Source organism: Pseudomonas sp. N040, from assembly GCF_015637705.1.
GTDB lineage: Bacteria > Pseudomonadota > Gammaproteobacteria > Pseudomonadales > Pseudomonadaceae > Aquipseudomonas.
Genome location: NZ_JADOBE010000001.1, coordinates 36288 through 58229, shown reverse-complemented (window position 1 = coordinate 58229; position 21942 = coordinate 36288). Strand labels below are relative to the sequence as shown.

Annotated in this window: 18 protein-coding genes; 9 read left to right on the top strand and 9 right to left on the bottom strand. The window is 65.4% G+C overall.

Going from position 1 to position 21942, the window contains the following annotated elements; all coding sequences use genetic code 11:
- Positions 1-64: 64 nt before the first annotated feature.
- The 9 genes from ISX93_RS00255 to ISX93_RS00215 form a co-directional block, all read right to left on the bottom strand.
- Positions 65-2797, bottom strand: a complete 2733-nt coding sequence (locus ISX93_RS00255) for a LuxR C-terminal-related transcriptional regulator (protein WP_195776691.1) — start codon at positions 2795-2797, stop codon at positions 65-67.
- Positions 2794-4065: a multifunctional CCA addition/repair protein gene (locus tag ISX93_RS00250; RefSeq protein ID WP_195776690.1), complete on the bottom strand. Its 1272-nt coding sequence runs from the start codon at positions 4063-4065 to the stop codon at positions 2794-2796. The genes ISX93_RS00255 and ISX93_RS00250 overlap by 4 nt, the downstream gene beginning before the upstream one ends.
- A 74-nt stretch (positions 4066-4139) precedes the next feature.
- Complete coding sequence (gene glpE / locus ISX93_RS00245; protein WP_195776689.1) at positions 4140-4469, bottom strand: thiosulfate sulfurtransferase GlpE; 330 nt, start codon at positions 4467-4469, stop codon at positions 4140-4142.
- Positions 4466-5290 (bottom strand): symmetrical bis(5'-nucleosyl)-tetraphosphatase, encoded by an 825-nt coding sequence (locus tag ISX93_RS00240; RefSeq protein WP_195776688.1) that lies wholly within the window; start codon positions 5288-5290, stop codon positions 4466-4468. Before ISX93_RS00240 ends, glpE begins: the two co-directional genes overlap by 4 nt.
- Positions 5291-5302: 12 nt before the next feature.
- Positions 5303-5683 (bottom strand): Co2+/Mg2+ efflux protein ApaG, encoded by a 381-nt coding sequence (gene apaG / locus ISX93_RS00235; RefSeq protein ID WP_195776687.1) that lies wholly within the window; start codon positions 5681-5683, stop codon positions 5303-5305.
- A gap of 106 nt (positions 5684-5789) precedes the next feature.
- On the bottom strand, positions 5790-6581 hold the full coding sequence (rsmA, locus tag ISX93_RS00230) for a 16S rRNA (adenine(1518)-N(6)/adenine(1519)-N(6))-dimethyltransferase RsmA (protein ID WP_195776686.1): 792 nt from the start codon (positions 6579-6581) through the stop codon (positions 5790-5792).
- The gene (gene pdxA / locus ISX93_RS00225; protein ID WP_195776685.1) at positions 6578-7561 is read right to left on the bottom strand and encodes a 4-hydroxythreonine-4-phosphate dehydrogenase PdxA; all 984 of its coding nucleotides are present in this window, start codon (positions 7559-7561) and stop codon (positions 6578-6580) included. The genes rsmA and pdxA overlap by 4 nt, the downstream gene beginning before the upstream one ends.
- Positions 7558-8850 (bottom strand): peptidylprolyl isomerase, encoded by a 1293-nt coding sequence (locus tag ISX93_RS00220; RefSeq protein ID WP_195776684.1) that lies wholly within the window; start codon positions 8848-8850, stop codon positions 7558-7560. The genes pdxA and ISX93_RS00220 overlap by 4 nt, the downstream gene beginning before the upstream one ends.
- Positions 8831-11506 (bottom strand): LPS-assembly protein LptD, encoded by a 2676-nt coding sequence (locus tag ISX93_RS00215; protein ID WP_195776683.1) that lies wholly within the window; start codon positions 11504-11506, stop codon positions 8831-8833. Before ISX93_RS00215 ends, ISX93_RS00220 begins: the two co-directional genes overlap by 20 nt.
- A gap of 129 nt (positions 11507-11635) precedes the next feature.
- Here ISX93_RS00215 and ISX93_RS00210 point away from each other — a divergent pair, with 129 nt between their 5' ends.
- The 9 genes from ISX93_RS00210 to ISX93_RS00170 all read left to right on the top strand — a co-directional run bounded on the left by ISX93_RS00210 (position 11636) and on the right by ISX93_RS00170 (position 21908).
- Positions 11636-12661 (top strand): aminoglycoside phosphotransferase family protein, encoded by a 1026-nt coding sequence (locus ISX93_RS00210; protein WP_195776682.1) that lies wholly within the window; start codon positions 11636-11638, stop codon positions 12659-12661.
- Positions 12658-13332: an N-acetylmuramate alpha-1-phosphate uridylyltransferase MurU gene (gene murU, locus ISX93_RS00205; protein ID WP_195776681.1), complete on the top strand. Its 675-nt coding sequence runs from the start codon at positions 12658-12660 to the stop codon at positions 13330-13332. The genes ISX93_RS00210 and murU overlap by 4 nt, the downstream gene beginning before the upstream one ends.
- Positions 13333-14097 (top strand): DnaJ domain-containing protein, encoded by a 765-nt coding sequence (locus ISX93_RS00200; protein ID WP_195776680.1) that lies wholly within the window; start codon positions 13333-13335, stop codon positions 14095-14097.
- Between the two features lie 91 nt (positions 14098-14188).
- Complete coding sequence (locus tag ISX93_RS00195; RefSeq protein WP_308705262.1) at positions 14189-16591, top strand: PAS domain-containing sensor histidine kinase; 2403 nt, start codon at positions 14189-14191, stop codon at positions 16589-16591.
- A 16-nt stretch (positions 16592-16607) separates the two neighbouring features.
- Positions 16608-17237: a response regulator gene (locus ISX93_RS00190; protein WP_195776678.1), complete on the top strand. Its 630-nt coding sequence runs from the start codon at positions 16608-16610 to the stop codon at positions 17235-17237.
- A 244-nt stretch (positions 17238-17481) separates the two neighbouring features.
- Positions 17482-18594 (top strand): ABC transporter ATP-binding protein, encoded by a 1113-nt coding sequence (locus tag ISX93_RS00185; RefSeq protein ID WP_195776677.1) that lies wholly within the window; start codon positions 17482-17484, stop codon positions 18592-18594.
- A gap of 38 nt (positions 18595-18632) precedes the next feature.
- Positions 18633-19664: a polyamine ABC transporter substrate-binding protein gene (locus ISX93_RS00180; protein ID WP_195776676.1), complete on the top strand. Its 1032-nt coding sequence runs from the start codon at positions 18633-18635 to the stop codon at positions 19662-19664.
- Positions 19665-19818: 154 nt separating this feature from the next.
- Positions 19819-21066, top strand: a complete 1248-nt coding sequence (locus ISX93_RS00175; RefSeq protein WP_195776675.1) for an ABC transporter permease — start codon at positions 19819-19821, stop codon at positions 21064-21066.
- Positions 21067-21077: 11 nt separating this feature from the next.
- A complete protein-coding gene (locus tag ISX93_RS00170) occupies positions 21078-21908 on the top strand; it encodes an ABC transporter permease (protein ID WP_195776674.1) in 831 nt (276 codons plus the stop codon).
- Positions 21909-21942: the final 34 nt, after the last annotated feature.

Here is a 21942-nt window from a genome sequence, read left to right as displayed (position 1 = left end):
TCCCCCCGCCGCATGGCCTGCGAGACTGCCGGACTTTCCCTTACTACGAGAGTCCGACAGCCTCCTAGCTGATCAGCCCCAGTAGCCGGGCGCGGTCGACGGCGTGCTGGCGATTGCCGGCATTGAGCTTGATAAACAGCTTTTTCATATGCCATTTGATGGTTTCGCTGCTCAATCCCATGGTCGAGGCGATGCGTTTGTTCGGCAGTCCGCTGGCGAGCAGGTTCAGCACCTCGGCTTCCTTGGGGGTGAGGAAGGCGGAGGCCGCCGCCGTGACACCCAGGTCCTGCGTTGCGGGTACGGGATCCGGGCTGGAGCGGGCGGCATCCAGAACCTGCTGGATGAACCCGGGGCTGACGGTTGCGCCGGTATTTTCCGTGCCCGCCCAGCGGCTGATCAGCTCTATCAGTTCCGGCAGGGTGTCGGCAAACACGCGAACCTGTCCTCCGGACTCAGCCCGGCCCAGCGCGGCATTCAGCAGTTCGTCCGGTGACTCGCCTGCGGCGTCGCGCAGAAGTGCCTGCATGGCCTGGATCTGCACCATCTCGCGGCCGCGGTTGAGCTGCTGGGCCAGCGGCCATGCCGCCTCAAGCCATGCACTGGCGCTGCCCGGCTGATCGCTGCTCAGGGCGGTATAGCTATGGGCCAGATTGCGATAGAGCTGTAGCAGTGGATGCAGTTTTGCCGGAGTCAGATGCGACTCCTGGGAAAACAGGCTGTCCATGTCAGCCAGCAGAGCGGCGCATTGGCCGACACGGTGACGTGCCGCATGCAGCCGAATTCGCTCAACCAGGCTCAGCAGGCGGATGCTCAGGATATCCTGCGAGGTTCCTACGCTGGTCAGTGCCTCAAGCAGGGCAAAGGCGCGTGTTTCATCGCCTTCGCTGACGGCAATGCTGGCCTGGATCAGATAGCTGCGCTCGCTCCACATCAGGCTGTCGGGTCGATCACCCAGGTTGAAGCGGAACGCCAGCAGGGCGCGCGCCTCAGCACGCGCATCCTGCTCCCAGCAGGCAGCGGCAAGCACGCCGGCCAAGGCCATGGTCAGCTCATTGCGCCGGCCAGCGACTGTTTCGCACACCGCATAGCGCCGGCGCACTGCGGCATCGGCCAGGGCGGGGCGACCCTCCCACAGATAAATATGTCCCAGGCTGCGGGCGTGCAGGGCCTCCTGGGCAAAAAAACGATTGTCGCTGGGGATGCTCATCAGCAGATGTCGGGCTTCTTCGCTGGCGCCGCGAAACAGTGCGGAGAATGCCTGGATATGCATCATGCTTCGCGCAGCCAGGGAGTCCGGGGCATTCGCCGGAAAGGCGGCGACATAGCGCTCGGCAACGTCCAGGCGCTCGGCGCGGGAATTGGCCACGGCGAGAATGGCCAGCGCTTCCTGGTACAGTGGCTGATCTGCGCAAGCCGGCTCTACCAGGCCGCCGACATAATGCTCGGCACGTTTCCAGTTGCCGCTCAGCGCGGCTTGCCAGCCAGCGGTCAGGCGCAAGGCGTTATTGCGGAAGATTTCCGCTTCGGGCAGGCGCGACAGCCAGTCGCTTACGGTGCCGTAGTGACCTTCCTTCATGCAGCTGTCATAAAGGCTGTCGGCAATCAGGGCGAAGGCCTCCTCGGCATGCCCGGCAGCCAGGGCGTGGCGCGCTGCCTGCTCGGCATCCCCGTGGGCACTCAGCCATTGCCAGGCGCGATGATGGATGTCCTTCTGTTCCGCGTCTGCCAGGCTGCTGCTGGCCCGGTTGCGCAGGTATTCGCGGATCAGCGGGTGCAGGCGCAACCATTCGCTGTTTTCAATCGAAGTCAGCAGTGGGGTTTCACTGCGCAGCTGTTCGAGCAGCTGCGCGGCATCCGGCTTGCCGCTGATCGCCGCGCAGAGGTCCGGGTGCAAGGCGTCCAGCAATGAACAACGCAGCGTGAAATCGGCCAGCTGTGCCGGCAGATGGGCGAGAAATCCGGACAACAGCTGCTGGGTTGCCTCGTCTCCCGAATGGGAGAACTGCTGCAAGGCCTGCTCCGGATCAGTCGCCTGCCCGATCGCCGTGATCGCCAGCTGCAGGCCCATCGGCCAGCCTTCAGTGAGGTCGTGCAGGCGAGCCGCAAGCTCTACGGTGGCTTTGCTGCCGAGTTTCTGGCTCAGCAGGGCATGGGTCTCGTCGAGGTCGAACTGCAGGTTCTTGCTGTTCACCTGCAGCAGGTTGCCGTGCGCCAGCAGATCGCCGGTAGCCAGCGGCAAGCGCGTGCGCGAGCCGATCACGATCTGCAGGTTGGGCGGCAGGTTGTGCAGCAGATAGTTGCAGAGTTCCAGCAGTTCTGTGCCGCTTGGACGTTCCCCGTTGTCCAGGATGATCACCATCGGGTGGGCGTAGTCAGCAATTTCAGCCAGCAGTGCGGTGGCCGCCTGGGTAATGCCGCCACCCCGCAATATGGCTTCCATGGCATCGTGACCGAAATCGGCACGCCCGGATGCCCTGCGCAGCCCCTCGATAATCCCCGCCCCCAGGCTGGTGACGCTGTCGTCGCTGTCCAGGTCGAACCAGGTCACCACGGCACCGCTATGCAGCCAGTCCAGCCGCCATTGCGCCAGTAACGAGGTCTTGCCGTAGCCGGCCGGAGCTTCGACCAGTATCACTTCGACATCATCGGCATTTTCGCGCAGCTGGCGCAGGCGTTCGCGCGGCAACAGGCTCTTGCGCAGGCGTGGTGGCGTCAGTTTCAGGATCAGCCCGGGTGTAACCGTATCCAGCACGTTGAGTACCGGGCTGCTGGTATTCAGGGTCAGAGCAGTTGTCATCCGTCAGTCCGTGATTGTGCTGCGAGGGCGGTTGCTGCGCCGCGGCGCTGATCGTGCAGGAATAGCGTGATGGCCTTCAACCGCGAGCGGTTCAGTGCAGCACCCAGCTCCAGCCCTTGCAAGCCCTGCGCCAGCAATGGCTGTGCGCTGACCGCGCGCGCGCAGGCCGCGACGGCGAGCAGGTGGTCGGCTTGCGGGTAGGCACACTGTTCAAGGCCGGTGCGTCCGCGGGCGTCCATGGTGCAGGTGGCGACGAACTCCGCGAAGCGTTCGGGACGGCGATACACGTCGATTTTCTGCAGCAACTCGAGCAGGGTCGATGCTTTCAGCTCCAGCGCCCGATGGCCGTGGGTGTGATACTGGCAGGCCAGCAGTGCCAGCTCCTGGCAGTCCCGCGGCACCTTGCAGCGCTGGTTGATGGCGCGTACCAGTGGCAGGCCCTTTTGCTCGTGGCCACGGTGTTGCGGCCATTCAGCCGGGTTCGTGAGGCCCTTGCCAACATCGTGCAACAGGCAGGCCCAGCGTACGCTGAGCGGCTGCTCGTGTTCGGCGCACTGGCGCAACACGGCGAGCACGTGCAGGCCGGTATCGATTTCCGGGTGATGTGCGGCCGGCTGCGGCACGCCAAACAGGGCGGCCACCTCGGGAAGAAGGACCTGCAGGGCTGCACACTCCTGCAGGACCTGGATGAATACATCGGGGCGCGGCTCCATCAGGGCGCGGGAGATTTCCTTCCAGCTGCGCTCGGCGGTAAGCGCCTGCAATTCGCCCGAGCTGGCCAGTTGGCGCATCAGCGCCAGGGTCTCTGGCGCGATGCGGAAGCCCAGCGGGGCATAGCGCGCGGCGAAGCGGGCCACCCGCAGCACGCGCAAGGGATCTTCGGCAAAGGCCGGGGCAATGTGGCGCAGCAGGCGCGCGGCGAGATCGCGGCGGCCCCCGTAAGGATCAATCAGGTTGCCCTCGGCATCTTCGGCAATCGCATTGATGGTCAGGTCGCGCCGCTGCAGATCCTCTTCCAGGGTGACTTCCGGCGAGGCAAAGAAGGTGAAGCCGCCGTAGCCATGGCCACTCTTGCGCTCGGTGCGGGCCAGCGCGTACTCCTCGCCGGTCTGCGGGTGCAGGAATACCGGGAAGTCGGCGCCGACCGGGCGAAAGCCGCGCGCAAGCATTTCCTCGGCAGTGGCGCCGACCACCACCCAGTCCACCTCATGTACCGGACGGTTGAGCAGACGATCACGTACGGCACCGCCCACCTGGTAAATCTGCATGCCGGCCCCCTCGAGTGTTCAGTGCACAGCATACCTGTTGCGGTTTTTGCCGACGATAGGCCGGGAGTCGGGGGCTACTCGTGATCTTGAGCAGATATTTCCGCGGGATAGGTGCTGCGCCACAGCTCAAAGCCACCGTCCAGGCTGTAGACCTCGGCAAAGCCCTGGCTGCACAGGTAAGCTGCCGCGCCCTGGCTGGAGTTGCCGTGATAGCAGCTGACGATCAGTGGCTGGTCCGGGTCTGCAGTGGCGATGAAGTCGGCCAGGGAGAAGTTGTCCAGATGCCGCGAGCCGCTGATATGCCCCATGGCGAAGCTTTGCGAATCGCGGATATCCACCACGAGCGCACCTTGCGCGCGCAACAGCAGCGCCTGCTGGGGCGGGATGCGTGTGAAGCTGTTCATGCGCCGGGCTCCTGGCACTGGCACAGGTGTCGCTCACCACTGTCGATGTTGAGCAGGGTCATGGCCCCGCCCCAGACGCACCCGGTGTCCAGGGCCATCAGTCCGGCTTCATTGCAGCGCCCCTCCAGTGCCGCCCAGTGGCCGAAGATGATCTTCTGGCCGTGGGTGCGCCGTTGCGGGTAACTGAACCAGGGGGCAAAGCCCGGGGGGGCGGTTTCCACGCCTTCCTTGCTCTTCAGGTCGAGGGTGCCGTCCGGCTGGCAGAAGCGCATGCGGGTCAGGTAATTGGTGATCACCCGCAGGCGCTCCACGCCATGCAGGTCCCTGCTCCAGCAGGCCGGCTCGTTGCCGTACATGCCGTCCAGAAATGGCAGCAGGCGGGCATCGTCCTGCAGCGCTTCCTCGACTTCGGCGGCCAGCCGCATGGCCTTGCGCAAGGTCCATTGCGGCGGAATACCGGCATGCACCATGGCAATATCGCGCCGTTCGTCATAGTGCAGCAGCTTCTGCCGGCGCAGCCAGTCGAGCAGGTCGGCCCGGTCGGGGGCCTCGAGAATTTCCTGCAGGGTGTCGTTTCGTTTCAGGCGCTCGATGTTGTGTGCCACCGCCAGCAGGTGCAGGTCATGGTTGCCCAGCACGCAGGTCAGGGAATCGCGCATGGCAAACAGGAAGCGCAGGGTTTCCAGGGATTGCGGTCCCCGGTTGACCAGGTCGCCGACCAGCCACAGATGATCCTTCGCCGGATCAAAGTGGACTCGTTCCAGCAGGCACTTGAGTGGCTGCAGGCAGCCCTGGATGTCGCCGACGGCGTAGGTACTCAAGCGGGCGCTCCTTCAGTGCAGCGAGCCGGGTACGGCCAGGCGGAAGGGGGCAATGACGGCCTCGAATTTCTTGCCGTCCGCGGCGAGCATCTGATAGCTGCCCTGCATGGTGCCCACGCGGGAGCTCATCACGGTGCCGCTGCTGTAGCTGTGGCTTGCCCCGGGCTCGATCAGTGGCTGCTGACCGACCACGCCGGCGCCGCGAACTTCCTGCACCTGGCCATCGCCATTGGTGATTACCCAGTGCCGTGACAGCAGTTTTGCCGCCAGGCTGCCGGTGTTATGGATGGTCACGCTGTAACTGAAGGCAAAGCGGTTCTGCTCGGGCTGGGACTGCTCGGGAAGAAAACGGCTGGTGACGCTGACGTCAACCTGGTATCGGGGGTCGGACACGCGAACCTCTCTGCTGGGCAACTCTGAGTCTAGGCCCTATTTGGGCTGACGCAGGCCGTGCCTGCGGGCATATTTCCGGAGAAGATCGCACGCCGGAGCTTGCGGCTCAGTTGGCGAGCTGGTCAGCCAGGCGGACAAAGGAAGCCAGGTCAAGTTGCTCGGGGCGCTTGCTGCCATCAACCCCGGCAGCTTCGATCTGGGCGGCGCTGAGCAGCGTCTTGAGCGTGTTGCGCAAGGTCTTGCGGCGCTGGTTGAAGGCTTCGCGGACTACCTGTTCGAGCAGGCGGTGATCCTTGGCCGGATGCGGCAGGACTGTATGCGGCACCAGGCGGACAATCGCCGAGTCGACCTTGGGCGGCGGACTGAAGGCCCCCGGCCCGACATTGAACAGGTGCTCCACCCGGCAGTGGTACTGCACCATGATCGACAGGCGGCCCCAGTCGCCGCCACCCGGCTCGGCGGCCAGCCGCTCGACCACTTCCTTTTGCAGCATGAAGTGCATGTCGCGGATCAGCCCGGCGTTGTCCAGCAAGTGGAAAATCAGCGGGGTGGAGATGTTGTACGGCAGGTTGCCGACCACGCGCAGGCTGTGCGGTTCGGCACCCAGCCGGCTGAAGTCGAACTTCAGCGCATCGCCCTGGTTCAGGCTGAACTGCGGGTTGCTGCCGTACTTCAGGTTCAGCAGCGGAATCAGGTCCTTGTCCAGTTCGATCACGTCGAGCCGGGCGCCGCTGCTCAGCAGGCCTTCGGTGAGTGCCCCCTGGCCGGGGCCGATTTCCAGCACATGCTCACCCGGCAGCGCGTGAATGGCGCGCAGGATGCGATGAATGACCCCGGCATCGTGCAGGAAGTTCTGGCCGAAGCGCTTGCGCGCGCGATGTTGGTAGTGCTCGGTCATGCGTGGGCCATTTCGTAGGCGGTTTCCAGGGCGACAGCCAGGCTGCCGGTGTCGATGCGGCCGGTTCCGGCCAGCTCCAGGGCGGTACCGTGATCGACCGAGGTGCGGATAATCGGCAGGCCGAGGGTGACATTGACGGCCGCGCCGAAGCCCTTGTACTTGAGTACCGGCAGACCCTGGTCGTGGTACATCGCCAGCACCGCATCGCAGTGCTGCAGGTTCTTCGGGGTAAACAGGGTGTCGGCCGGCAGCGGGCCGACCAGGTCCAGGCCTTCGTTGCGCAGCCGGGCCAGCGCCGGTTCGATGATCTCGATTTCCTCATGCCCCAGATGTCCGCCTTCGCCAGCGTGCGGATTCAGTCCGCAGACCAGGATGCGTGGCCGGGCGATGCCGAATTTGCCGACCAGGTCGGCATGCAGGATGCGTGTCACGCGCAGTAGGCGTTCGCCAGTGATCGCCGCCGGCACGTCCCTGAGCGGCAGATGGGTGGTGACCAGGGCCACCCGCAGGCCGCGGGTGGCCAGCATCATCACTACCTGGGCGGTGCCGGTCAGCTCGGCAAGAAACTCGGTATGGCCGGTAAAGGGGATGCCCGCATCGTTGATCACGCCCTTGTGTACCGGCGCGGTGACCATGCCGGCAAAGCGCCCATCCAGACAGCCCTGCGCGGCCCGCCGCAGGGTTTCCAGGACATAGCCGGCGTTGCGCTTGTCGAGTTGGCCGGCGCTGACCGGGCTGCCCAGCGGGGTGTCCCAGACGTACAGGCTGCCGGGGCTGGCAGGCAGCTCGGGCCAGGCCTCCGCGGTCACTGCCTGTACGTTGAGCGACAGACCGAGTTGCGCGGCCCGCTGGATCAGCAGGTCGCGGCTGGCGATCACGATGAGGATTTCTGGCTGGCTGTGCTGCGCCAGCAACAGGCACAGATCCGGGCCAATGCCGGCGGGTTCGCCGGCGGTAACTGCGAAGCACCGAGGCTTCACAGTTTGATTTCCACGTAGGCCTCGCCGCGAATCTCCAGCAGCCAGCCTTGCAGTTCTTCTTCGTACTTGCGGTTGCGCAGGATATTCATCGCCTGCTGCTCACGCAGTTGCTCGCTGCTGTCCGTGGCGCGACGCCCGAGAACCTGCAGGACATGCCAGCCATAACCGGTCTTGAACGGCTTGGACAGCTCGCCGCTGGGGGTGTTCTGCATGACCGCCTGGAACTCCGGCACCAGGATGCCCGGGTCAATCCAGTCGAGGTCGCCGCCGTTGCGCGCAGAGCCCGGATCTTCGGAGAAGGTCTTCGCCAGTTCGGCGAAATCTTCACCGGCGACAATCCGCTCATACAGGCGTTCGGCCAGCTTCTCGGCTTCGGCGTCGCTGCGAATTTCGCTGGGCTTGATCAGGATGTGGCGGACGTGGATTTCATCGCGCAACTGGTTGTTGCCGCCACGCTTCTCCAGCAGCTTGATGATGATGAAGCCGCCGGGCGTGCGCACCGGTTGGGTGACCTGGCCGGGCGCCAGTGGCGGGATCAGGTCGTCGAAGGGGGGGGGCAATTGTGCCGCCTTGCGCCAGCCCATTTCGCCACCTTCCAGCGCGTTTTCACTGGCGGAGCGACTGACCGCCAGGTCGGTGAAGCTCGCCCCCTGCTGCAGCTGCTGATAGACCTGTTGCGCCTGGATGGCGGCTTTCTCGATGACCTCGGCGGTCGAGCCTTCGGGCAGCGGCAGGAGGATATTGGCCAGCCGGTACTCCTCGGACAGCTGGACCTTGCCGTGCTCGGAGTCCATGAAGCTTTTCAGCTCCTGGTTGCTCACCTCGATGCGATCGGCCACCCGGCGCTGGCGAACGCGGCTGATGATCATCTCGCGGCGGATCTGTTCGCGGGCGGCGTTGAACGACAGGCCGTCCTGTTGCAGCGCCATGCGCAACTGGTCGAGGGTCATGTTGTTGCGCTGGGCGATGGTTTCCAGTGCCTGGTTCAGCTCTTCATCGGTGATGCGCACGCCCGCGCGGTCGCCAATCTGCAGCTGGATATTCTCCAGGATCAGGCGTTCCAGCACCTGCTGCTGCAGCACGTCCGCCGGTGGCTGGTTGCCACCCTGCTTGGCAATGCTCTTCTGCACTTCACGCAGGCGCTGGTCGAGCTGGCTTTGCATGATCACGTCGGTATCGACGATCGCTACCACGCGATCGAGGGACTGTACTTCAGCCTGTGCCAGTGAACCCAGTAACAGAGTGCCCAGCAGGAGCGGGCGGAGGAAATCAGAGAGCTTGGTCTTCACGTTCACGGTAGCCTTGAATGCCTTGGTCGAGGAAGCTGTCTACTTGGTTGCCGACAACGCCGCCCAAGCCTTTCAGCACTATCTGCAGGAACACACCATGGTCGCCCTGCTCGTTGTTGGTCAGGTTGAAGTCGTCGGGTTCAATCCAGTAGCGGTTGACCAGGCGCAGCTTCCAGCAGCAGGAGTCATACTCGAAGCCGCCGAAGGCTTCCAGGGTGCGGCTGCGGTTGTAGTCGAACTGCCAGCGGGCAATCGCGCTCCATTGCGGCACCACCGGCCAGATCATCGATACGTCGGACTGTTCGATCTTGTACTGCTCGTCGCCGTACTGGTACTGGTTGGTCTGCTGGTTGAACACGATGGCATCGTTGCGGTAGCGGTAGCCGGCGTTGAATACCTTGTTCGGCTGAGCTTCCGGCTGGTAGTGGAACATCAGGTTGCCGGAGTTGGTTTCGCCGCGGTCACCGTCATAGGCATAGTCGGAGCTAAGGCGCCAGTCGCGGTCAAAGCGATACTGGCCGGTGAAGGCGGTCGGTGATACCGAGGCGTTCTGGGTTTCGATGCCGGGCATCTGGACCTGGCGATCCTCGAAGTAAAAGGCCTGGCCGACGCCGACACTGGCCCGCTCGAAGCCATTGTCTTCGATAAAGCGGCTGCTGGTACCGGCTGACAGCTGGTTGCTGTCGCCGATCCGGTCCTTGCCGACGAAGCGGTTCTCGCGGAACAGCGAGGCGTAGCTGAAGGACGGCTCGGAGGTATCGAAGACCGGCAGGTCATTCTGGTCCTTGTACGGCACATACAGATAATACAGCCGCGGCTCCAGGGTCTGGCGCAGGCCGGTGCCGAACAGCGTGGTGTTGCGGTCGAAGTACAGGCCGCTGTCCAGCGAGTAGAGCGCGAGGTCGCGAGTCTGGTTGTCATCATATTCCTGGCCCGGATCCAGGGTGGCTTGTCCCTGGCTGTCCAGGTCCAGCGAATAATTGGTGTACAGGTATTTGACCGTCGGCGTCAGGTAGCCCCAGCTGGATTCCAGCGGCAGGCTGATGCCGGGCTGCACATGGCTGCGCTCGCCGGTGGCACGGTTCAGGCCGGTCAGCGCCAGGTCAGGGCTGTCGATGCCGTTGAACACGTACTCGTCGAGGTTGCGGTCGAAGCTCACGTACTCGGTGCCGTAGGTGAAGTTCAGGCCGCCGGGCTGGAAGGGCAGGCTGCCGTCCAGGCTGATTTGCGGCAGCCGGTCATACGGCGTGATGTCGGTGACCGACGCCAGCTCATAGGACTGGGCGTTGAACCTTGCGGTATAGCTGTCGCCGCGCCAGGTCAGCTGGCCCTGCTGGTTGACGTAGGTCTGGCTGGTGACGTCCAGGTCGGTGCCCAGATCCTGGAAATAGTAGGGATCACTGATGTCGGTGTAGTCGATTTGGCCGAGCAGGCGCTCATCCAGGCCCTGGGTGTGCTGCCAGGAGGCCAGGGTGCGGGTTTTTTCGTACTTCGGCTGGCCCTTGTTCTCGTCATCCTGATCGTCCAGGTAGGAGCCCGAGACCTTGCCTTCGCTGCTCTGTGTCAGGTAACGGCCCTCACCGGACATCATCAGGCCACGCTGGCTCATCAGGCGTGGGTAGAGCGTGGCATCGTAGTTTGGTGCCAGGTTGAAGTAGTAAGGCGTCATCAGGGTGACGCCGTCCGAGTTGCTGTAGCCGGCAGTTGGCGCCAGGAAGCCGGACTGGCGGCGGTCGTCGATCGGGAACTGGATGTACGGCGTATAGAACACCGGAATGTCCTTGATCCGCAGCGTGGCGTTGGTTGCGGTGCCCATCCCGGTGGCCGGGTCCAGCTTGATGTTGTTGCCCTTGACCTGCCAGGCATTGCTGCCCGGCGGGCAGGTGGTGTAGGTGCCATCCTTGAGGCGGATGACGGCATCTTCGCCGCGTTTCACGTACTTGGCCGAGCCGCGCGCATGCGCTGCGTGCATCACGTACTCGGCGTCTTCAATCTTGGCGGCGCCGCTGTCCAGCTGGATCTCGGCCTGGTCGCCGACCACCAGCATGCCATTGCTGCGCAGGCGCACATCGCCCTTCAGTTCGCCGCGATTCTCCGCCTGGTACAGGTTGGCTTCATCGGCTTCGGCCTGGATGTTGGCCTGGCGCAGCACCACGTCACCGGCGAGGGTGGCCACCTGCTCCTGCTCCGCATAGCGCGAGGCTTTCGCCGAGACAAACATCGGCGCCTGGCTCATCGGGGTGTCGTCATTCATTCCCGGGCGCTTGGGCTCGACGTAGCCGCCGCTGCAGTAAGGGCCCACCTCCGCCAGTTGCTCCGGGCTTAGCTGGCTCCTGGGTACCCAGTCGAGGCGGCTGAAGTCAGCCGGGCTCTGGCCGCCGCGCAGCGACTCGCCGGTGGCAATCGTCGTAACGGTTTCAGCGGAGCTGCTGCCGGCTTTTGCCGGTGCAGCGGCAACATCCTGTTTCTTCTGCGGGCGCGCTGGCAGGCTGGCATTGCTGCTGGTAGGCGCACAGGCCCAGCCACCGCTGGCCGCGGCCTGGCAGGCAAACTGCTCGGCCGCCCCGACAGGTGCGGGCAGCAGGGGCAGCGCCAGCAGGCCGCCAGTCACCAAGAGAGGGAATTTTTTACGGAAAACGGGGAGTTTTGCTGCCATCTTGTTATTCCGGCCATCCTGCGCGCTCTTCCAGGGCTGCGCGACAGTCGCAAAGCGCTCGAAGGGCTGAAAAAGATGCTGGATAATAAAGCATGACCTGCACAAGGGATAGACTCGTCGGAGAGCGGAATGCCTGATCAAGACAAACGTTTCGAGCAACTGGAAGAATGGCTGGGGCAATGCCTGCCGGCGTTGTTCGCCGCCCGCGGCTGGGGCGCAGTCCCGCCGGGGGCGTTTTCTCCGGCCAGTAGCGATGCCAGCTTCAGGCGCTATTTTCGCTGGCAGGCCGGCAGCCACAGCCTGATTCTGATGGATGCACCGCCGCCGCAGGAGGATTGCCGGCCGTTTGTGCGGATCGCCGACCTGCTGGCGCGGGCCGGTGTGCATGTGCCGCGTGTGCTGGCAGAAGATCTGTCGCGCGGTTTCCTGCTGCTGGATGACCTGGGCCGGCAAACCTACCTGGACGTCATCCACGCCGAGAATGCCGATGCGCTGTTCGCCGATGCCATCCAGGCATTGCTGGCCTTCCAGCGGTTGCCACTGGACGCCGGCCTGCCGGTCTACGACGACGCGCTGCTGCGCCGCGAACTGCAGCTGTTTCCGGACTGGTACGTGCGCAAGGAACTCGGCATCGAGCTGGATGCCGGCCAACTGGCCAGCTGGCAGCGCATCTGCGACTGCCTGGTCGAGAGTGCGCTGGCGCAGCCGCGGGTGCTGGTGCATCGCGACTTCATGCCGCGCAACCTGATGCTCAGCCAGCCCAACCCCGGCGTGCTGGACTTTCAGGATGCGGTTTACGGCCCGGTGACCTACGACATCACCTGCCTGTTCAAGGATGCCTTTCTCAGCTGGCCGCTGGCGCGGGTGGACGCCTGGCTGCGCGACTACTGGGAGCAGGCACGGGCCACCGGCATTGCGCTGCCGGCCGACTTCGAAGCGTTCCTGCGCGCCTCCGACCTGATGGGCGTGCAGCGTCACCTCAAGGTGATCGGCATCTTTGCGCGAATCTGTCATCGCGATGGCAAGCCGAAGTACCTGGGCGATGTGCCGCGCTTCTTTGCCTATATAGAGGCGGTCGTCCGCCGCCGTCCCGAGCTGGCGGAACTCGGCGCGTTTCTCGCCAGCCTGCCGCTGCAAGAGCCGCTGCCGGCATGAAGGCGATGATCCTGGCTGCCGGCAAGGGCGAGCGCATGCGACCGCTGACACTGACCACGCCCAAGCCGCTGCTGCCGGTAGCGGGCGTGCCGCTGATCGTCTACCACCTGCGGGCGCTGGCGGCTGCCGGGTTTGCCGAGGTGGTCATCAACCACGCCTGGCTGGGCCGGCAGATCGAGGACTATCTGGGGGATGGCCGGCAGTTTGACCTGCGCATTCGCTATTCCGCCGAAGGCGAGCCGCTGGAAACCGGCGGTGGCATCTTTCGCGCCCTGCCGCTGCTCGGGGAAGAACCCTTCCTGGTGGTGAATGGCGATATCTGGACGGACTTTGCCTTTGCCGGCCTGCCGCAGGAGCTGGCCGGCCTGGCCCATCTGGTGCTGGTGGATAACCCGCAACACCATCCCCAGGGCGACTTTGGCCTGAGTGCCGGGGCGGTCCGCGAGGCGGTTGCCGGCGTGCCGCAGCTGACCTACAGCGGGATTGCCGTGCTGCACCCGCAATTGTTCGCCGGCTGTTCGGCTGGCGCCTTCAAGCTCGCGCCCCTGCTGCGCCAGGCCATGGCTGCAGAACAGGTCAGCGGCGAATACTTTGCCGGCCACTGGGTGGATGTGGGTACCCACGAACGCCTGCAGGCGGTCGAGCGCCTGCTGGGCGAGACGGTGCGCTAGATGATCTGGCCGGCAACCTGGCTGGGTGCCCTGGCGGGCTTTGCCCTGGCCAGCGTTCCGGGGGCGTTGCTCGGCGGCTTGCTCGGGCGTCTGCTCGACAGCCGCTTGCGCCTGCCGGACTGGCCGGCACTGCTCAACCTGCTGCGCTGGCGGTCGCCGCTGGGTGTCGACGAGCTGCGCTTTGTCCTGCTTGGGCGGCTGGCGCGGAGCACGGGGCGGGTGCAGCCGGCACAGATTCGGCAGGCGCGCGACGAAATGCGCCGGCTCGGCCTGGACCCGCGCGCGCAGCGGCTGGCCGAGGCTGCCTTCAACCGCGGCCGGGATGGCGCGGATGACCTGCGCGGCCGGCTCGGCCGACTGCGCAACCAGCGTGGCGAAGCACAGAGCCTGCTGCTCAGCTGCTGGCGCCTGGCAGGTGCCACGGGCGGGGCGAGCGCCGCGCAGCGCGAACTGATCATGCGCTGGGGTGACTGGCTGGGCTGGTCGGTGGCCGAGCTGGAGGCACTGACCATCGGGCTCGGCTCGCTGCGCGGACGCCGCGCCCAGGCGGCTGACACGGCCTATCAGGCGGCCTTGAACCTGCTCGGCGTGAGCGCGGACAGCGACCCCGCGACCATCAAGCAGGCCTACCGGCGCCTGCTCAGCCGGCACCATCCGGACAAGCAGGCCGGCGCCGACCCCGAGCTGGTGCGCCGCGCCACCGAGATGACGCGCAACCTGCACAGCGCCTATGCACTGCTCCGCGAGCGGCACGGCTTGCGCTGAACCCGCGCAGAGCACCGGCCTTGTACCGGCGGGGGCGCGCTGGGGTAAGGTATGCCCGGTGAGTGTCTTTTCCCGACCCCAGGATTGCACAGTGTCCGGATTCCAGCGTTGGTGGCGGTTGGTCTGCCTGTTTGGCTGCTTGTGGCTGGTGCTGCTGCCCGCCCAGGGCGCGCCCGTGGCGGCGACGCCCCTGGCGCTCGATGCAGCGCAGCGCCAGTGGCTGGCGGAGCACCGCCAGTTGCGGGTCGGCGTGATCCTGCAAGCCCCCTATGCACAGTTCGACCGGCGCGTGCAGCAGCTTACCGGCGCCAATGTCGAGTTGATGAACTGGCTGGCCGCTGCCCTGCAGGTCGAGCTGGTCTGGCAGCAGTACGCGGACCAGGCCGCCCTCGACAACGCTGTGCGCAACGGCCAGGTCGATCTGGCTCCCGGCCAGCTGCAGACCCCGGCCGGCTTGCGCCTGTGGCTGTATTCGGACCCCTACCTGCGTGTCCCGCAATTGCTGGTGGGGCCGCGCAATGGCGGCACTGCGGTCGAGCTGGAGCAGCTGGGTCGCCAGGATCCGCTCGCGGTGCTGCAGCCCAGCGCCGTCGCCAGCTATCTGCGCAGCACCTACAGCAACCTGGAACTGCACGGCGTCAGCAGTGAGCGCCAGGCGCTGCGCCAACTGCTCGAGCAGCGGGTGAGCTATGTGGTGATCGACGAGGCGCAGTTCAGCCGGCTGTCCCGCGAAGGCGAGTTCAGCGGGCTGACGGTGGTTGCCGACATCGGCTTGCCGCAGTTGCTGCGCGTCGCCTCGCGGCGTGACTGGCCAGAGCTGTCGACGCTGGTTGATACGGCCCTGCGCAGCCTGTCGGCACGCCAGCTGGAAGCATTGCGCGGGCGCTGGCTGAAGCTGGAACGAACGCAACTGGGCGACACGCCCGGCTTCTGGATCAACCTCAGCCTGCTGCTGGGGATCCTGCTGCTGGTGACGTTGGGCATTCTCTATGTGCTGCGCCGGCAGCGCTCGCTGCTGGAACGCCGGTTGCTCGATGCGCGCCAGGCCATCGAGCAGCGCGAGGCGGCCGAGCAGGCGCTGCGCATCACCCAGTTTTCCATCGACCAGAGCACGGTGGGGATTCTCTGGGTCAACTGGGACAGCCGCGTGCGCTATGCCAACCGGGCCGCCGAGCAGATGCTCGGCTACCCCTCCGGCGCGGTGGTCGAGCGTGCGCTCAGCGAGTTCGAGCCGAGCCTGCACATGGACCGCTGGCTGGCGCTGTGGAAGCGCGCCCGCGCCGGCGGCGAGGAACCGCTGAGTTTTGAAAGCAACTGCCGGCGCGCCGATGGCAGCCTGTTGCCGGCGGACGTGTCGCTGAGTTTCCTGCGCTTTCGCCAGGCCGAGTACCTGGTGGTCTACCTCACCGATGTCACCGAGCGGCGCCGCGCCCTGGCGGCGCTGCAGGAGAGCGAGGCGCGCCTGCAGGGCATCGCGGCCAATGTGCCCGGGCTGGTGTTCCGCCTCGAGCGTGAGCAGGCGGATGGCCCGGTGGAGTTCGCCTTTATCAGCGAGGGCAGCCAGAAGCTGGTCGGCTACAGCGCCACCAGCCTGCTCGAGCCGGGTCGCGGTATCCGCAGCCTGGTGCATGCGGAGGACCTGCCGGGTTACAACCAGAGCCAGCGCGCGGCACTGGAAGCCGACCGCGACTGGCACTGGCAGGGGCGCATCCTGACCCGCGAAGGCGAGCAGCGCTGGGCGGACATCAAGGCGATTGCCCGCCGGCTGGAGGACGGCCTGGTGGTGTGGGACGGGATTGTCTGGGACATCAGCGAGAGCAAGCGCATCGAGCTGGCGCTGAGCGAGTCGCGGGCACAGCTGCGCGAGCTGTCGGCGCACCTGGAGAGCGTGCGCGAAGAGGAAAAGGCGCGTATCGCCCGCGAGGTGCATGACGAACTGGGCCAGGTGCTCACCGTGCTCAAGCTGGAAACCTCGATGTGCGAGCTGGCCTACGGTGCGCTGGATGCCGGTTTGCAAGAACGCCTGAACAGCATGAAGCGGCTGATCGCCAACCTGTTCCAGCTGGTGCGCGACGTGGCCACCGCGCTGCGCCCGCCGATCCTGGATGCCGGCATCAGCTCGGCCATCGAGTGGCAGGCGCAGCGCTTCGAGAGCCGCACGCAGATTCCCTGCCTGGTGCAGGTGCCGGACAACCTGCCGCCGCTGGCGGACGTCAAGGCGATCGGGCTGTTCCGTATCCTGCAGGAGGCGCTGACCAACGTCATGCGCCATGCGCAGGCACACACGGTGGACGTGCGCCTGGTGCTCGAGGATGGCTGGTTGTGCCTGACGGTCAGTGACGACGGCTGCGGCTTCATTCCCGCGCCCGGACGGCCGAGTTCCTTCGGCCTGGTCGGCATGCGCGAACGGGTGCTGATGCTCGGTGGCAGCCTGCAGCTGGACAGCCGGCCCGGTGAAGGGACTACCCTGAACGTGCGGATTCCATTGGATTGAACGAGGAGGCAGCGGCGTGATTCGAGTACTGGTGGCCGAAGACCACACCATCGTCCGCGAAGGTATCAAGCAACTGATCGGCCTGGCCAAGGACCTGCAGGTGGTCGGCGAGGCGAGCAATGGCGAGCAGCTGCTGGCGACCCTGCGCCAGGTGCCCTGCGACGTGGTGCTGCTGGACATTTCCATGCCCGGGGTCAACGGCCTGGAGGCGATCCCGCGGATCCGCGCGCTGGCCAATGCGCCGGCGATCCTGGTGCTGTCGATGCATGACGAGGCGCAGATGGCCGCCCGCGCACTGAAGGTCGGCGCCGCCGGCTATGCCACCAAGGACAGCGATCCGGCCCTGCTGCTGGCGGCGATCCGCAAGGTTGCCGGCGGTGGGCGCTATATCGATCCGCAACTGGCCGACCGCATGGTCTTCGAGGTCGGCCTGACCGATGCGCGGCCGGCGCATGCCCTGCTCTCCGAGCGCGAGTTCTCGGTGTTCGAGCGCCTGGTGCAGGGTGCCAGTGTCAACGAGATCGCCCAGCAGCTGGCGCTCAGCAACAAGACCATCAGCACCCACAAGGCGCGCCTGATGCAGAAGATGAATGTCAGCTCGATGGCCGACCTGGTGCGTTACGCGATGGAGCACAAGCTGCTCTGAGCGGTTGTCAGTAGGGTGGGCTTTAGCCCACCGCGGCTAGCTAAAAGGCTTGGTGGGCTGAAGCCCACCCTACGTCCCGCCTGCGGGTGCAGCCAGCGCGTAACGGTTTAGCCTGCCTGTAGGGCAATCCCTACCCGCAGTCGTCCGCACGGCTTATAGCAATCTCTCATAGCTGCCGATTTGCGCTGGCGGCTGGCAGTCCTAGTCTTTAGTCACGACAGACAACTAGACAAAGGGCACGGTCATGGTCGATTCGCAAGCAAGCGAGGGGCTGGTCAGCTTTCGTGGCGTACAGAAGAGCTATGACGGTGAGAACCTCATCGTCAAGGATCTCAACCTGGAGATCCGCAAGGGCGAGTTCCTAACCCTGCTGGGGCCGTCCGGTTCCGGCAAGACCACCAGCCTGATGATGCTGGCCGGTTTCGAGACCCCCACCGCCGGGGAAATCCTCCTGGCCGGCAAGGCGATCAACAACGTGCCACCGCACAAGCGCGACATCGGCATGGTGTTCCAGAACTACGCGCTGTTCCCGCACATGACGGTGGCCGAGAACCTGGCCTTCCCGCTGACGGTGCGCGGCATGAACAAGACCGACTGCAGCGAGCGGGTCAAGCGCGCGCTGTCGATGGTGCAGCTGGACAAGTTCCGCAACCGTTATCCGGCGCAGCTCTCCGGCGGCCAGCAGCAGCGCGTGGCGCTGGCCCGGGCGCTGGTGTTCGAGCCGCAGCTGGTGCTGATGGACGAACCGCTGGGGGCGCTGGACAAGCAGCTGCGCGAACACATGCAGATGGAGATCAAGCACATCCATCAGCGCCTGGGCGTGACCGTGGTCTACGTCACCCACGACCAGGGCGAGGCGCTGACCATGTCCGACCGCGTGGCGGTATTCCACCAGGGCGAGATCCAGCAGATTGCCGCCCCACGGGTGCTCTACGAGGAGCCGAGCAACACCTTCGTGGCCAACTTCATCGGCGAGAACAATCGCCTCAGCGGCCGCCTGCTCAGCCACAGCGGCGAGCGTTGCGTGGTCGAGCTGGGCCGCGGCGAGAAGGTCGAGGCGCTGGCGGTGAATGTCGGCCAGCCCGGCGAGCCGGTGACCCTGTCGATCCGTCCGGAACGCGTGCGCCTGAACGCGGCCAGCGAAAGCTGCAGCAACCGTTTCTCCGGGCGTGTGGAGGAATTCATCTATCTCGGCGACCACGTGCGTGTGCGCCTGGAGGTGTGTGGCAAGGCCGACTTCTTCGTCAAGCAACCGATCGCCGAGCTCGACCCGGCGCTCGCGGTGGGTGATGTGGTGCCGCTCGGCTGGCAAGTGGAGCACGTGCGCGCGCTCGATCCGTTACTCGAAGCTGTCTGATCCGTTCGTTATCAACCCTGCATTGTGGAGAGAACAAAATGAAAAGCTCACTCAAGCTTACCGCCCTGACCCTGGGGCTGGCCTTTGCCGCGTCAAGCATGGCTGCCGACCTGACCGTGGTGTCCTTTGGCGGGGCGAACAAGAATGCCCAGGCCAAGGCGTTCTATGCGCCCTGGGAAGCGGCCGGCAACGGCAAGGTCATCGCCGGCGAATACAACGGCGAGATGGCCAAGGTGAAAGCCATGGTCGATACCAACAGCGTGTCGTGGAGTCTGGTCGAGGTGGAGTCGCCGGAACTGGCCCGCGGTTGCGACGAGGGCCTGTTCGAAACCCTCGAGCCGGCGCAGTTCGGCAATCCTGCGGACTTTATCCCGGGTGCCATCCAGCCGTGCGGCGTCGGGTTCTTCGTCTGGTCGACAGTGCTCGCCTATAACGCCGACAAGCTGGCCAGCGCACCGACCGGCTGGGCCGATTTCTGGGATACGCAGAAATTCCCCGGCAAGCGCGGCCTGCGCAAGGGCGCCAAGTACACCCTGGAATTCGCCCTGATGGCTGATGGCGTGGCGCCCAAGGATGTCTACACGGTGCTGGCCACGCCGGAAGGGGTTGACCGCGCGTTCAAGAAACTCGACCAGCTCAAGCCGAGCATCCAGTGGTGGGAAGCCGGCGCGCAGCCGCCGCAGTACCTCGCCTCGGGTGACGTGGTGATGAGCTCGGCCTACAACGGCCGCATCGCTGCCGTGCAGAACGAAAGCAACCTCAAGGTGGTGTGGAACGGCGGGATCTACGACTTCGACTCCTGGGCCATTCCGAAGGGCGCGAAAGACCTCGCCGAGGCACAGAAATTCATCGCTTTCTCGGTGCAGCCGCAACAGCAGAAGACCTATTCGGAAAACATCGCCTACGGTCCGGCCAACAAGCAGGCGGTGGCACTGCTGCCGCCGGCCCTGCTCAAGGACATGCCGACTACCCCGGAAAACATCGCCAACCAGGTACCGATGGACGTGGTGTTCTGGGCTGACTATGGCGAGCAGCTGGAGCAGCGCTTCAACGCCTGGGCGGCCAAGTAGGGTCGGGAGTTCCCTCTTCCCGCTGGGGAGAGGGCTGGGGGAGAGGGGCTGCTCACTACCCCCTCACCCCCAGCCCTCTCCCGCCCGCGGGAGAGGGGAGTTAACGCTTTACCCCTGGCCGCGTCCGCGCGGCCTTATTCCAGCGGAGTTCACTATGGCTATCGCAGAGCCTCTCACCACGGTCACCGGACCCAGTCTGAAACAGCGCCTGGCGCGTGCCGAGCGGGTCAACCGGCTCAAGGCGCAGGTGCTGATCCTGCCGCTGGTGCTGTTTCTGGCGCTGATCTTCGTGCTGCCGATTGTCGCCCTGCTGTACAAGAGCGTGGGCAACCCGGAGGTGGTTGGCAGCCTGCCGCGCACGGTGGAAGCCATTGCGCAGTGGGATGGCAAGGCCCTGCCCGCCGAGCCGGTGTACCAGGCGCTGAGCCTCGACCTGACTGCCGCACGCAAGAATCAGACACTCGGCGATCTGTCCAAGCGCCTGAACATGGAGCTGGCCGGCTACCGCAGCCTGCTCTCGAAAACCGCCCGCGCGCTGCCGTTCAAGAGCGAGCCGGCCTCCTACAAGGAAGCGCTGGAAGGCCTCGACGAGCGCTGGGGCGACCCGGCCTACTGGCAGACCATCCGCCGCAACAGCAGCAGCCTGACTTCCTACTACCTGCTGGCCGCGCTGGACCATCGCATCGACGACCTCGGTGAGCTGGCCGCGGCCACCCCGGATCAGGCGATCTACCTGGACATTTTTGCCCGCACCTTCTGGATGGGCCTGGTGATCACCGCCTTCTGCCTGGTGCTGGCCTATCCGCTGGCCTACCTGCTGGCCAACCTGCCATCGCGGCAGAGCAACCTGCTGATGATCCTGGTGCTGCTGCCGTTCTGGACCTCGATCCTGGTGCGGGTGGCGGCGTGGATCGTGCTGCTGCAGTCCGGCGGCCTGATCAACAGCGCGCTGCTCGGCCTGGGCCTGATCGACAAGCCGCTGGAGCTGGTGTTCAACCGTACCGGGGTGTACATCGCGATGGTGCACATCATGCTGCCGTTCATGATCCTGCCGATCTACAGCGTGATGAAGGGTATTTCGCCGAGCTACATGCGCGCGGCGATCTCGCTCGGCTGCCACCCCTTCGCCAGCTTCTGGCGGGTGTATTTCCCGCAGACCCTGGCCGGGGTCGGGGCCGGCTGCCTGCTGGTGTTCATCCTGGCGATCGGCTACTACATCACCCCGGCGCTGCTCGGCAGCCCGACCGACCAGATGGTCAGCTACTTCGTCGCCTTCTACACCAACACCAGCATCAACTGGGGCATGGCCACCGCGCTGGGCGGCTTGCTGCTGCTCGCTACCTTGGTGCTCTACGTGGTCTACAGCTGGCTGGTCGGCGCCAGCCGGCTGCGCCTGAGTTAAGGAGAAAGCACATGCTCAGTCCCTATATGTCCCCCGTCGAACGTGTGTGGTTCTACACCCTGCGCAGCCTCTGTGGCTTGGTGCTGCTGTTCCTGATCCTGCCGGTGCTGGTGATCGTGCCGCTGTCGTTCAACTCGGGCAGCTTCCTGGTCTATCCGTTGCAGGGCTTCTCGCTGCACTGGTACCAGGACTTCTTCGCCTCGGCCGACTGGATGCGTTCGCTGAAGAACAGCCTGATCGTCGCCCCGGCCGCCACCGTGCTGGCCATGGTGTTCGGCACCCTGGCGGCGATCGGCCTGACCCGCGGCGAGTTTCGCGGCAAGGCGCTGGTGATGAGCCTGGTGATCTCGCCGATGGTGGTGCCGGTGGTCATCGTCGGCGTGGCCAGCTACCTGTTCTTCGCCCCGCTGGGCTTGGGCAACAGCTATATCTCGCTGATCGTGGTGCATGCGGTGCTCGGCGTGCCGTTCGTCATCATCACCGTGTCGGCCACCCTGCAGGGCTTCAACTACAACTTGGTGCGCGCCGCGGCCAGCCTGGGCGCGTCGCCGCTGACCGCGTTCTTCCGGGTGACCCTGCCGCTGATCGCGCCGGGGGTGATTTCCGGCGCGCTGTTTGCCTTCGCCACCTCGTTCGACGAGGTGGTGGTCACCCTGTTCCTTGCCGGCCCGGAGCAGGCCACCCTGCCACGGCAGATGTTCAGCGGCATCCGCGAGAACCTGTCGCCGACCATCGCCGCGGCGGCCACCCTGCTGATCGGCTTCTCCATCGTCCTGCTGCTGACCCTCGAGTGGCTGCGCGGGCGCAGCGAGAAAATGCGCACCTCGGCCAGTCACGAATAACCCCCTGCAGGCCGGCAGGCTGGGTTGAACCGCG